The organism is Paralcaligenes ginsengisoli, assembly GCF_054781135.1.
On sequence record NZ_BAAGUZ010000002.1, the window covers coordinates 404,598 to 416,754 of the forward strand.

12 protein-coding genes are annotated in these 12,157 nt (G+C 58.8%); 5 read left to right on the forward strand and 7 right to left on the reverse strand.

Annotated elements, in window-relative coordinates; genetic code table 11:
- Nucleotides 1-46 precede the first annotated feature (46 nt).
- A complete protein-coding gene (locus tag ACYVIS_RS02040; RefSeq protein WP_232742201.1) occupies nt 47-805 on the forward strand; it encodes an IclR family transcriptional regulator in 759 nt (252 codons plus the stop codon).
- Nucleotides 806-899: 94 nt separating this feature from the next.
- Here ACYVIS_RS02040 and ACYVIS_RS02045 read toward each other — a convergent pair whose 3' ends face one another.
- From ACYVIS_RS02045 to apaG, 6 genes are all read right to left on the reverse strand, one after another.
- Nucleotides 900-1,325 carry an organic hydroperoxide resistance protein gene (locus ACYVIS_RS02045; protein WP_232742200.1) on the reverse strand — a complete coding sequence of 142 codons (426 nt, stop codon included), beginning with the start codon at nt 1,323-1,325 and terminating at the stop codon, nt 900-902.
- 179 nt (nt 1,326-1,504) lie between these two features.
- Nucleotides 1,505-1,981, reverse strand: coding sequence for a MarR family winged helix-turn-helix transcriptional regulator (locus ACYVIS_RS02050; RefSeq protein ID WP_460873133.1), 477 nt, complete (start codon nt 1,979-1,981; stop codon nt 1,505-1,507).
- A gap of 436 nt (nt 1,982-2,417) precedes the next feature.
- A complete protein-coding gene (locus tag ACYVIS_RS02055) occupies nt 2,418-3,200 on the reverse strand; it encodes a DsbC family protein (protein WP_460873134.1) in 783 nt (260 codons plus the stop codon).
- A 38-nt stretch (nt 3,201-3,238) separates the two neighbouring features.
- A complete protein-coding gene (locus ACYVIS_RS02060; protein WP_460873135.1) occupies nt 3,239-4,411 on the reverse strand; it encodes a UbiH/UbiF family hydroxylase in 1,173 nt (390 codons plus the stop codon).
- Nucleotides 4,408-5,691, reverse strand: coding sequence for a murein transglycosylase A (gene mltA, locus ACYVIS_RS02065; RefSeq protein ID WP_232742197.1), 1,284 nt, complete (start codon nt 5,689-5,691; stop codon nt 4,408-4,410). Before mltA ends, ACYVIS_RS02060 begins: the two co-directional genes overlap by 4 nt.
- A 35-nt stretch (nt 5,692-5,726) precedes the next feature.
- Nucleotides 5,727-6,101 (reverse strand): Co2+/Mg2+ efflux protein ApaG, encoded by a 375-nt coding sequence (gene apaG / locus ACYVIS_RS02070; protein WP_232742196.1) that lies wholly within the window; start codon nt 6,099-6,101, stop codon nt 5,727-5,729.
- Nucleotides 6,102-6,215: 114 nt separating this feature from the next.
- On the opposite strand from apaG, the gene rpe reads away from it, so the two are divergent.
- Complete coding sequence (gene rpe, locus ACYVIS_RS02075; RefSeq protein ID WP_232742195.1) at nt 6,216-6,914, forward strand: ribulose-phosphate 3-epimerase; 699 nt, start codon at nt 6,216-6,218, stop codon at nt 6,912-6,914.
- A gap of 4 nt (nt 6,915-6,918) precedes the next feature.
- Here rpe and ACYVIS_RS02080 read toward each other — a convergent pair whose 3' ends face one another.
- Nucleotides 6,919-8,808 carry a GGDEF domain-containing protein gene (locus tag ACYVIS_RS02080; RefSeq protein WP_232742194.1) on the reverse strand — a complete coding sequence of 630 codons (1,890 nt, stop codon included), beginning with the start codon at nt 8,806-8,808 and terminating at the stop codon, nt 6,919-6,921.
- Nucleotides 8,809-9,124: 316 nt separating this feature from the next.
- Between ACYVIS_RS02080 and ACYVIS_RS02085 the strand changes: the two genes are divergently transcribed.
- The 3 genes from ACYVIS_RS02085 to ACYVIS_RS02095 all read left to right on the forward strand — a co-directional run bounded on the left by ACYVIS_RS02085 (nt 9,125) and on the right by ACYVIS_RS02095 (nt 12,153).
- Entirely contained in the window at nt 9,125-9,826 is a 702-nt protein-coding gene (locus tag ACYVIS_RS02085; protein ID WP_232742193.1) for a phosphoglycolate phosphatase, read from the forward strand.
- A 211-nt stretch (nt 9,827-10,037) separates the two neighbouring features.
- On the forward strand, nt 10,038-11,558 hold the full coding sequence (gene trpE, locus ACYVIS_RS02090; protein ID WP_232742192.1) for an anthranilate synthase component I: 1,521 nt from the start codon (nt 10,038-10,040) through the stop codon (nt 11,556-11,558).
- A gap of 31 nt (nt 11,559-11,589) precedes the next feature.
- Nucleotides 11,590-12,153: an aminodeoxychorismate/anthranilate synthase component II gene (locus ACYVIS_RS02095; RefSeq protein WP_232742191.1), complete on the forward strand. Its 564-nt coding sequence runs from the start codon at nt 11,590-11,592 to the stop codon at nt 12,151-12,153.
- The last annotated feature ends 4 nt before the right edge of the window (nt 12,154-12,157 follow it).

Sequence of the window (12,157 nt, forward strand, 5' to 3'; positions counted from 1 at the left end):
CAGGTCTGGCCCGGCGCGCGCAGCGTCGCCCGGCTTGGGAAATGAAGTGAAAGAAACCAGCACCGTCAAACGAATATTGCTATTGCTGCAGTGCCTGGTGGATTATCCAGGTGAAACTGCCCAGAGCCTGGCACAGCGCCTGAATTTGCCGCGCAGTTCGGTTCACAGGCTATTGGCCACTTTATGCGCGAATGAATACGCGCGTCACGAATCGGCCGGTGTGTTCGGCCCGGGCCTGGAGCTGTACCGGATGGCAGGCAAGCTCGGCACACGGATGTCGTATGGCAAGCTGGCCGAGCCCTATCTGCAGGAACTCTCGGCGCAATTTAACGAAACCTCGCTTCTGACCTTGCTGGAACGCCAGCAACTGAAAATGTTCCATGCCGCCAGCGGTTCGCCAGCCGATCCGATGCGCTACAACATCCGGCTCAACGCTTTGGAACCTCTGGTATGGGGAGCAACGGCACGGGTGCTGCTGGCACACTTGAGCGAAGAGGAAATCAGCCGGGCCATAGCCAAAAAGGAACTTTCTCCCGTACTGGGTCTGATTCCGGACGAAACCGAGATAAATGAATCGCTGCAACGCATCCGCGCAGACGGCCATGCCATTACGCACTCGCACCGCACACCCAATACGGTGGGCGTTGCGGCGCCGTTTTTCAACGGCGAGGGTGAGATAGTCGGTAGCCTGGGCTTTCTGATTCCCGAGTTTCGCTGGACAGGAGCTCACCCGGACAAGGTCGTCCAGGCTTTGCTGCATGCCGCCGCCGCGTTATCGCAGCAATTGGGATACTTGCATAAATAAACCGCGAGCCGAGGCGCCGGCAGCCTCACTGGCCTGGATCCGACACGGCGATCCAGGCGTCCATGGATACGCCGCACGGCGTATCCGAAACCGCTTACAAAATGGTCAAAGTCACATCGATATTGCCGCGTGTGGCATTCGAGTAGGGGCAAACAATATGTGCCTGCGCAACCAGCGATTCGGCCTGCGCGCGCTCCAGCCCGGGCAGCGAGATCCTGAGCTCGACCTCAATGCCAAAGCCGGTGGGAATAGGCCCTATGCCGACAATGCCGTTAACCGATACATCGGCCGGCAAGGCAATTTTTTCGCGATTCGCCACAAACTTCATGGCGCCGAGAAAGCAAGCCGAGTAGCCCACGGCGAACAGTTGCTCGGGATTCGTTCCCTTGTCTCCGGCGCCACCCAATTCACGAGGCGTCGTAAGCTTGACATCCAGTACGCCATCGGAAGAAACACCGCGGCCGTCTCGGCCTCCGGTCGCAGTGGCGTTGGAACGATAAAGGACTTTTTCGATTGACATGGTGGTGCTCCTTCAAGAGATAAAGATTCAGCCTGAATGACAGACCGCAAACAAGGCCATTAATCGTCTATTTAAATAGCCAACAATTTAATAGCAAACTATTTAAAATTCAAAAAACAAGCAAGGACTGCAAACCCACAATCTTTCCGCCCGCACGAATCAGGGGCAGAAAAAACCGCTTATACATTTTTCACGAGCTTTTGTCGCAACGCACCCAACTGCTGCGTCATCGCCACGAGTTCCGCGGGCGAGCATTCGGTAGCGCAAATAACGCTATCGGGCACTTTCTGCGCCTTCTTGCGCAAATTACGCCCCGCCGCCGTCAAGGCCACAATGACTTGCCGTTCGTCGTTGATATCGCGCGTGCGCGAAACAAGCTTCGCCGCCTCGAGGCGCTTGAGCAAAGGCGTAAGCGTTGCAGAATCCAGAAACAGGCGCTGGCCTATATCGGATACCGTAATACCGTCGCATTCCCACAGCACCAGCATCACCAGATACTGAGGGTATGTGAGATCAAGATCGGCCAGCACTTTGCGATACACCTTGTTCATTGCCAGCACCGTGGAATACAACGCAAAGCACAACTGATTGTCGAGCAACAGCGACTGATCCGTACCGGACTTGGAAGACGATCTGGAAAACTGTTTCGCGTTCATGGTGCCAAATAATAGCAATACCACTATTTAATGTCAAGCTATTTAATAGCGCACTATTTAAATACAGGAAGCGAAAAAACTTCCAAGCCACACATCTCGCCATCGACCGAAACACACCCCATCCGCACCCCGCATATCCCCCGCATATCCCCCGCACAGCACACGCCGGCGCCAGCGGCCGTCCGGTCTGGCCAGGCGATCTTGAGCCCGCCGCGAGCGGAATCCGGGACGGGGGTGCAAGGGAGCGTTGTTTGAGCGGGACGTTTGCGAACAGCCGGGGGCTGTTCGCTCCCGCGAGTTCGCGACCGCCCCGGCCCGGATTCCGCTCGCGGGAAGTCCCGGCGAAGCCGGGACCGGGCGAGGTGGGCCGGGCCAGACCGGACGGCCGTTGCCGCGACTCAAAATACCAGCAGCCCCCACGGAAACACAAATCAACTTACTTCAAACTAGCAAGCTTCTGCTGCAAAACATCCAGAGGCAAGGTCCCATTCACCCGAGTACCGTCGGAAAAAATAATGGCCGGAGTACCCTGCACCATCAACTTTTTACCCAGCGCCAGAATCTGGTCTATCGGCGTATCGCACTGCGCCTGCGCAGGGGCCTTGCCATCGACCATCCAGTCGCTCCACGCGGCGGCCCGGTCTTTGGCGCACCAGACATTGCGCGCCTTGTCCGCCGAATCGGGAGTCAGGATCGGCAGCAAAAAGGTATACACCGTAATGTTATCGACGCCCTTGAGTGTCTGATGCAGGCGCTTGCAATAGACGCAATTGGGATCTTCAAAAACAGCCATCTTGCGCGCACCACTGCCCTTGACCTGTTTAATTGCCAAATCGAGCGGCAAAGACGCGAACGGAACCTCTGAAAGCTTGGCCAGGCGCTCGGACGTCAGATCGACACGAGTCTTGGTGTCGATCAGTGAGCCCTGCAGCAAATAGCTGACCGTGGCATCGGTATACACCACATCCATGCCAATCTGCACCTCGTACAAACCGTCGAACGGCGTGGCGCTGACGGCGGTCACATCCACTTCCGGGAATCGGGCGGAAAATGCCTTCTTGATATCGTCAAGCACAGCACTCCCTTGCGAGGCAGGCACCGACTCGGCCAAAGGAGCCGCTCCGGGTACCGGCGCGGCCTGAGCCTGCCCGGGCAAGCTGAACAATCCCAGGCCGCTGCATGCCACTGCGGCCAGCCAGCCCGATAAACGCATATTCATAAATTCTCCTTTCCAGCGCATCACCCGCGCCCTAAAAATTACTGACCTGACGCGCCGCCGATCAAAAGACGTTTGATGAAAGGCAAACGATCGACACACTGCATACCCGCATTGCGCATCCAGGCCGCCGACGCCGACCGGGCTGCGAACAAGCGATGCAAGCCGTCGGTCGCCAGGCTCATGGCCAGAACCGGTTCGGCACGGGCACGGCGGTAGCGTTGTAACACACGCCTATCGCCGACCTGGCGATAGGCTTCTTTTTCTGCCAATACACGCAACAGCGTCTGCACATCGGCCAGGCCCAGATTCAAACCTTGCCCCGCCAGCGGATGCACGCGATGCGCTGCGTCGCCGGCCAATGCCACCCCGGGCGCAATCATGCCGCTTTGCTCCAGGAATAAAGGAAAACCCAAAAGCGCGCTGCGTACCCGCAGGCGTCCCAGGCGATTGCCGCTTGCGGCCTGCAGCCGCGCTTCCAGCGCTGCGTGACGTTCAGGCTCGGGCAGTTTCTGCAATTCTTGCGCCAATCGCTGCGGCATGGACCAGACCATGGAAACCTGATGACCTTCCGCCGTATCCGGCATGGGCAGCAGAGCCAGAACCCCTTCGGCATTGAACCATTGCAAAGCAGTTTGCTGATGGGACAACTCGGCATTCAAGTGCGCCACCAGGCCGATCGCATGATAGGGCTTGGAATCGAGGCGGATGCCCGCCGCCGCGCGCACCGGCGATTTGGCGCCATCGGCCCCGATCAGCAGATCAGCGGCAAAGCGCTGGCCAGATTCGCCCAGAACCGTGCCAGCCTGCAGCTCGCGAAACTTGTCGTCATGCCAGCGTATTCCATAGACCTGCACCGCCTGTTGCAGCACACGCTCGAGTTCGCTCGATTCGACTATCCAGGCCAAAGTTGTTTGCGCCGCCTGCCAGGCCTGAAGATTTACCCGGCCATGGGCGTCGCCATATATTTCCATCGCCTCGATCGGCGTCAGGCGTCCGGCGTCAAGCATGCTCCAGACACCCAGCCCAGCCAGGAATTGCTGGCTGGCGGCGGAAATGGCATACACCCGCGGGCAGTAGACATCGGCCGCGGGCGGCGGCAGCGCTTGCCGCGGCCCGATCAGCGCGACGTCATGGCCGCCCCTGGTCAAACCCAGGGCACATGCCAGGCCGACGATACCGCTGCCGCAAACAACGATAGATTCTTTGCTCATCGTGCCGAGGGAGCTCCCGCCTGCCTGGGCCATAAAACCCACATTTCGCCGCGCTGCTTCATGCGCCCCGCCCGAGCACCGGCCTCGTCGCCAAAGCCCCAGTAAAAATCGGCGCGGCCCGCACCTTTAATGGCCGCTCCGGTGTCCTGCGCAAACACAAGGCGTTCGAGCGGACGATTCGTCGCAGGATAGCTGGTGCTTAAAAACACCGGCGTACCCAGCGGCACGAAACTGGTATCGACCGCAATCGCGCGCTCTCCGATCAAGGGAATGCCATAGGCGCCGCGCGGCCCCAGGTCGGCATCGCTTACCGCCTCTTCGTTAAAGAACACCAGCGCCGGATTGGCGTTCAGCATTTCCTGTACGCGGCCGGGATTCTGCATGGCCCATGCCTTGATGTTTTGCATCGACGCCTTGGCCAGCGGCATTTGCTTCTGGTCGGCCAGCCATTTACCTATCGAGGCATAGGGCCGGCCGTTGTGGTCGGCATAGGCCAGGCGTATGGTTTCGCCCGAAGGCAGCAAGGCACGGCCCGAACCCTGGATTGTCAGGAAAAAAGCCTCGACAGGATCGTTAACCCAGACGATGACCGGCGGCTGCCTGGCCGACGAAGCGATTTCCGCCCGGGTATCGTAGGGCACCACACGCTTGCCGACCAGCTTGCCGCGTACCCTCTTGCCGGCCAGCTCGGGGTATACCGAGCCCAGATCGATCGTCAACAGATCATCGGGCGGCGCATAAAGAGGCCATTGATACGGGCCTTCGCGGGTGCGCGAAGCATGAACCAGAGGCTCGTAGTAGCCGGTGACCGTATTGACCGCTGGGTGCCCGGTACCATCGAGCAGGCGCCAGGGCTGCAACTGGTCCTGCAAGAACCGGCGCACTTCGGCCGCGTTGGGCGTTGCCGCCGTCATGCCCGACCGCTGCGCCGCGGCGCACACCGGCTGCCAGGCGCGAGGCGTGGCGCGCGCGGGCAATGCCAAAGAGCCCGACACGGGCCGCATCAGCCCCTTGCAATTATTGACGAAGGCTTTCCATACATGGGACAGATCGTCGCTCTGCCAGCCCGGCAGGGCCGCCCATGTGGCAGGCTGGAACCTGCCCGCCAGGGCGCGGGGCGCGGTGTCGTGCATGGCAGCCAGATCCGGCACCCGCAAAGGTTGTTCCGCAATGCCCGGCGCGTGGCCGGCACCGGATACCGGCGCCTCGTTGCCGACAGGTACCGTGCTGCACGCCGCCAAAAGGGCCAGCAGGACAGAAGACAGCAGAATTCTTTTCATGAATGAACAATGACCCCAGTGATACGAAATACGATTTAATGCAAGGTGCGGGGCATGGCCAGGACGAACTCGCTTATGGCGACTTCAAAGGGAATGCCATTTTCGCCGACACAATGATAGGTGCCTCGCATCGTACCGATAGGCGTGGGCAAAGGACAGCCGCTGGTGTATTCAAATGTTTCTCCGGGTGCAAGCAGAGGCTGCTGCCCCACCACTCCCAGGCCCCGGACTTCCTGCACGCGCTGCTGGCCATCGGTGATGATCCAGTGGCGGCTGATGACCTGGGCGGCATGCTCGCCTTTATTGGTAATGCGCACCGTATAGGCAAACACGAATTGCTCTTCGCCGGGTTCGGATTGTTCCGGCAAGTAGCTGGGCGTGACGGTGACGGTCAAGTCGTAAGGTTTCACGAGTAAGTTCCGAATTAGACGATTCAGCGGTATAAAAGGGCATTCAACGCCAAGCTGCAATAATGGCACACTATTCTCGACTCCTTTTCTGAACCAGGGATTTAGTTTACGCCTATGTCTACCTCCGCCAATCGTATTGCCCCCAGCATTCTGGCCGCTGATTTTGCCCGCCTGGGTGAAGAAGTGCGAGAGGTGACGGCCGCCGGTGCCGACTTGATACATTTTGACGTCATGGACAACCATTTTGTGCCCAATCTGACCATGGGACCCATGGTGTGCGAGGCCATACGTCCCTACACCACGATCCCGATCGACGTGCACCTGATGGTTGAACCGGTCGACGCCATTATCCCGCAATTCGCCAAGGCCGGCGCCAACATCATCACTTTTCACCCCGAAGCGTCTCGCCACCCCGACCGCACATTGGCCCTGATCAAAGAGCACGGCTGCCAGGCGGGAATGGTATTCAGCCCCGCCACACCGCTGAACTGGATGGACTATGTCATGGACAAGCTGGACATGGTGTTGCTGATGTCGGTCAACCCTGGCTTCGGCGGCCAGCGATTCATTCCCAGCACCCTGGTCAAGCTTGCGCAAGCCCGGCAAAAGATCAAGGCCTGGCGCGACAATGGCGGCCAGCACATCGCCCTGGAGGTCGATGGCGGCGTCAAGATCGACAACATCGCCGCCATACGCGCGGCCGGCGCCGATACTTTTGTAGCCGGATCGGCGATTTTCGGCCACCCCGACTACCAGGCGATCATCAGCAGCCTGCGCGCGGAGATCGTCAAAGGCGAATCGCTTTCGGTCTAGGCCATCAATTCGGGACAAGGTCCCGAACAACCTCTTCGGATTGCCGCCTTGTCTCGGCAAGAACATAGTCGATCAGCAGACGCTGTTCGACAAAAAGCGAGTTCCCGGAGATTTTCTTGGCCTCGGATTTGGCCGCCGCCGCAAACTCGGCAATCTGATGGCTGGAATACGGCAGCGCCGTATTGATCTGGACGATACCCAGCGAGACTCCGACCAGACCATGAAAAACGGCAGTGCCTTGCCGGTTTTCTGTAATGTATCCACCGGCCGCCAAATGGCTGTCTTTATATAAATGCGCCGTGGCCCCGGAAAATTCACCCAGGATTTTCCGGCAACGTTCAAGCCAATCCCTGCTTTTGAACACCACAATGAAATCGTCGCCTCCAATATGCCCGACAAAATCGGCCTCGGAGTCCGTGTGTGCGCGCAGCAGGCCGGCCGTTATCCGTATGACTTCATCGCCTTTGTAATAGCTGTAAAGATCGTTGAAGGGCTTGAAGTTATCCAGATCGCAATAACACACCGCGAACGGCTCTTCGTTCAACAGCAGGGCTTCGATATGCTCGTTGATCGGCACATTGCCCGGCAATTGCGTGAGCGGATTGGCATATCGCGCCGCATGGATCTGCAACTGGGTAATTTCACGGATCAGGTCCAAACCCGTGCCCACGCCGATGAACTGGCCTTGTTCAATGATGATGAAGCCTTCGGATAAATGATGCGGATTGGCTTCCGTAAACAAATGGCCGAGATCTTGCAGACTGGTTTTATGATCGACAATCAAGGGCTGGTTTTCTATGAACTGGGCGCAAGGCTTGGCGCCATACAGTTCGCGATGATAGGGACGAGCCAGACGATCCAGCATGCGAAGACGCTGAATCAAGCCAATGGGCACACCGTCCCGAAGAACGGCCAGCACCGGCAGGTCGGGCTGCTGCTTGAAGATTTCATACACATCGTTGGTCGGGGTCGAGTCGGCAACGGCGGGAACGGCACGCAGAATCTTCCTGACGGTCGCGACGCTTTTGCCGACCTCGCTGCTCGGCGAACTCCCAACGGACCTTGCGGGCCCAAACAGGCGCAGCGTGGCGGACGGCAGGACGGAAGAGGGATTCAAGCTCGGTCGCGCCAGCAAATAACCCTGACCATACTGTATGCCCAGATCGCGCACCGCGGCCAATTCCGCATCGGTTTCGATCCCTTCGGCAATCACCATGGATCTGGATTGCCGGGCGATTTCGAAAATGGAACGGACAAACTGGCGTTTGATCGCATCGCCATCAAGGCCCTGAACAAAGTATTTATCGACCTTGACATACTCCGGCCGCAATTCGGACCACATGCGCAAGCTGGAAAAACCTTCGCCGAGATCATCGATGGCAATGCGCAAGCCCAGCCTGCGATAGTCCGAGGCGGCCTGGCGCAGCAATTGATAATTCGAAGTAGGGTCGGATTCGGTCAACTCGATGACGATATTTTCCGGAGGCATGCTGCCAAACCGAGGACCCAGCAATGCGGCGCAATCGCCGCGAGCATGCAACAGCAAGGCATCGGGACTGGCGTTTAGAAACAATTTGCCCGACAGCCCAAGCGATACGAATTTGTCGATATGGACTTTTCTGCATAGCTGCTCGAGTTCGATGGTTTTGCCGCAACCGCGCGCAACCTTGAAAAGCGTGCTGGGCGCATGCAAAGGGGAGTCGGAGGGCCCCCGAATCAATCCTTCGTATCCCATGATCTCGCCGGTACGAAGATCCACAATAGGCTGATACAGCGGCGTCAACGCCTGTTCACGCAGAACCCGGTGAAAACTTGCCAGCATTTGCACGCTCTCTTCGCGTCCGGCCCCGCTACTGGGGAAGACTGTTTCATACTTGATCAGTGTTGCTGCCATGACAATGTTGAATCAACCTTGAGAATAATCCGCCTTGCACTACCGATACACACGCCAGGCGGACAGCCCTCCGGCTACAGCAGCACCTAGACCCGCCATCCAGCAAGCCGGTATGCGAACAAGCCGCGCCACTGTAATCAGGGCTTGTTACAAAAACATGTCAATCCGGCACGTTTTCAATATTCCGGCATGGCCGCAAAGCCGCCGTCGCCCCAGACTGCGGGCAATCCCATTTACAATTAACGGCGGGATCAGCCCCGAATTTATCGATTCGGGAAAATATTTGCAGTATCGACTGTGTTTACCGGGATATTCCATGTCTTTTTCAGCAGCGCTTCTCGATCTGGACGGCACCTTGCTCGACACCATCCCCGACCTTGCCGACGCCACCAACGCCATGCGCGCCGACCTGGGCCTGGCGCCGCTACCCCAGGCCATCATCGCTACCTATGTCGGCAAAGGCACCGAAAACCTGATCCGCCGCGCCCTGTCGAATACTGCCGGCGACGAGGCAGCCACCCCGGAAAAAAATCGCCTCGGCCTGGAGTCGTTCGCGCGCCACTACCGCCAGTGCAACGGCAACAGGGCCGTCCTGTACCCCGGCGCGCTTGCAGGCCTGCGATCTTTCAGAAAACAGGGCGTAAAGCTCGCCATCGTCACCAACAAACCCACCGAATTCACACGGCCCCTGCTGGAACGTGCGGGCATTGCCGACTTTTTCGAGCATATCGTCTGCGGCGACACGTGCTCCGAGAAGAAGCCACACCCAATGCCCATGCTGCACGCCTGCAAACTGCTGCAGGTCGACCCCGCACAGGCCCTGGCCATAGGCGACTCCATCAACGACGCACAAGCCGCGCGCGCGGCAAAAATCACCGTCCTGGCCGTGCCCTATGGCTATAACGAGGGCCAGGACGTGCGAACTCTTGCAGTCGATGATATAGTGTCGTCTATCGAAGCGGCCGCCCGGTGGGCGGCTGACCACCGAAGCCAGACTCAACAACACCAAACAACATGACTGCTGCCCTGTCTTATTACCCTGCACCCAGCGCCTATTGGCGCTGGTGGTGTTTGTGTTCTGGGTGGCGGTAATCCTCTCCCGGCCTTCAAGACTCCGTCTTTTCGTGCCGACAGCATTACCCGAAAAACAAAGCCCGGAACCAGAATTGGCCGGGCTTTTTTGATTCCTGTCCGGCCTGTATGTAAAGCAGCACCACATCGAGACCAAAATGACAGAAATCGAATTCAAAGCGCTTGCCGCCCAAGGCTATAACCGGATCCCCCTCATTGCCGAGACCTATGCCGATCTGGATACGCCGCTGGCCATCTATCTCAAGCTCGCCCATGCCGGCCCCGAAGGTGGGCGTAACAGCTGCCTGCTCGAGTCGGTGGTGGGAGGCGAGCGTTTTGGGCGGTATTCATTCATAGGGCTCCCCGCCAAAACCGTGATTCGCGCCTCGGGCAACCTTACTGAAGTCCTGCACCGGGGCGAAGTGGTCGAAACGCACGAAGGCGATCCCCTGCGTTTTATCGAAAGTTACCAGCAGCGTTTCAAAGTAGCGATCCGCCCAGGAATGCCGCGCTTTTCAGGCGGCCTGGCCGGCTATTTCGGCTACGATACGGTTCGGCATATGGAGCCCAGGCTCGGACCCGCCGTCAAGCCGTTCCCGGCCGGACAAGAGGGCGGCACCCCGGATATCATGCTGCTGCATATCGACGAGCTCGTTATCGTCGACAATCTGGCCGGCCGCACCTACCTGATTGTCTACGCCGACCCGCAACAGGCCGAGAGCTATGCGCTGGCCAAACGCCGCCTGAGGGACTTGCGTGAAAAACTGCGCACGCCGGTGGTGATCCCTTATGCTTACGCCAGCATGCAAACCGATAGCCGCCGCGACTTCAAAAAACAGGACTACATCGCCGCCGTGCTCAAGGCCAAAGAATACATTGCCGCCGGCGACCTGATGCAAGTCCAGATAGGCCAGGTGATTGCCAAGCCGTTTCGCGATTCACCCCTGTCGCTCTACCGCTCCCTGCGGTCCCTGAATCCCTCGCCGTACATGTACTACTGGAATTTCGACGAGTTCCACGTCGTGGGCTCATCGCCCGAAATCCTGGTGCGCCAGGAAATCGTCGCTCAGGAAGACCACCAGAAATCCGAAGTTACAATCCGCCCCCTGGCCGGCACCCGCAAACGGGGCGCCACGCCCGAGGAAGACGCGCAGCTTGCCAAAGAGCTTCTGGCTGACCCTAAAGAGCGCGCCGAGCATGTCATGCTGATCGATCTTGCCCGCAACGATGTCGGGCGAGTGGCTGAAATCGGCTCGGTCAAGGTCACCGACACCATGGCCATCGAGCGCTACTCGCACGTCATGCACCTGGTCTCCAATGTCAGCGGCACCCTGCACGAAGGCATGAGCAATATGGACGTGCTGCGCGCCACCTTTCCGGCCGGCACACTCACGGGCGCGCCCAAAGTGCGGGCCATGGAAATCATCGACGAACTCGAACCCGTGCGTCGCGGCATCTACGGAGGGGCCGCCGGCTATCTCAGCTACGGCGGCGAAATGGATGTCGCCATTGCCATCCGCACCGGCATCATCAAGGATGGCATGCTGTACGTACAGGCAGCGGCGGGCATTGTGGCCGACTCCGACCCTGAAAAAGAATGGCTCGAAACCGAGGCCAAGGCCCGCGCCGTGCTGCGCGCCGCAGAACAAGTGCAATTCGGCCTGGACGAACCCATCTGATTGCACAGGCATCGCCTCAAGGAGAAACCACATGCTGTTGATGCTCGATAACTACGATTCGTTCACCTATAACCTGGTGCAGTATTTCGGGGAGCTGGGCGAGGACGTCAAAGTCATACGCAACGACCAGGCGACCGTCGCCGAGATCGCCACTCTTAAACCCAATCGCATCTGCGTATCGCCCGGCCCCTGCTCGCCGGCCGAAGCGGGGATTTCCATTGAACTGATCCGGCATTTCGCCGGCAAGGTGCCGGTTCTGGGCGTTTGCCTGGGGCACCAGGCCATAGGTGCGGCCTATGGCGGGAAAATCGTGCGCGCCAAGCAGATCATGCACGGCAAGACATCCGCCGTGACCCATACCGGCACCGATGTGTTCAAGGATTTACCCTCTCCGTATACCGTGATCCGCTACCACTCCCTGGCCATCGAGCGCGACACGCTGCCCGACTGCCTGCAGGTGACCGCCGAGACCGAAGACGGCGAAATCATGGGTGTGCGTCACAAAACCCTGCCGGTTTACGGAGTACAGTTCCATCCAGAATCCATCCTGAGCGAGCACGGCCACGCATTGCTGCGCAATTTTCTTACGCTATGACCCA

Coding starts and splice junctions, on each gene's coding strand:
- ACYVIS_RS02045 (WP_232742200.1), bottom strand. CDS start 1,325: ATGTCAATCGAAAAAGTCCTTTATCGTTCCAACGCCACTGCGACCGGA.
- ACYVIS_RS02050 (WP_460873133.1), bottom strand. CDS start 1,981: ATGAACGCGAAACAGTTTTCCAGATCGTCTTCCAAGTCCGGTACGGAT.
- ACYVIS_RS02055 (WP_460873134.1), bottom strand. CDS start 3,200: ATGAATATGCGTTTATCGGGCTGGCTGGCCGCAGTGGCATGCAGCGGC.
- ACYVIS_RS02060 (WP_460873135.1), bottom strand. CDS start 4,411: ATGAGCAAAGAATCTATCGTTGTTTGCGGCAGCGGTATCGTCGGCCTG.
- mltA (WP_232742197.1), bottom strand. CDS start 5,691: ATGAAAAGAATTCTGCTGTCTTCTGTCCTGCTGGCCCTTTTGGCGGCG.
- rpe (WP_232742195.1), top strand. CDS start 6,216: ATGTCTACCTCCGCCAATCGTATTGCCCCCAGCATTCTGGCCGCTGAT.
- ACYVIS_RS02080 (WP_232742194.1), bottom strand. CDS start 8,808: ATGGCAGCAACACTGATCAAGTATGAAACAGTCTTCCCCAGTAGCGGG.
- ACYVIS_RS02085 (WP_232742193.1), top strand. CDS start 9,125: ATGTCTTTTTCAGCAGCGCTTCTCGATCTGGACGGCACCTTGCTCGAC.
- trpE (WP_232742192.1), top strand. CDS start 10,038: ATGACAGAAATCGAATTCAAAGCGCTTGCCGCCCAAGGCTATAACCGG.
- ACYVIS_RS02095 (WP_232742191.1), top strand. CDS start 11,590: ATGCTGTTGATGCTCGATAACTACGATTCGTTCACCTATAACCTGGTG.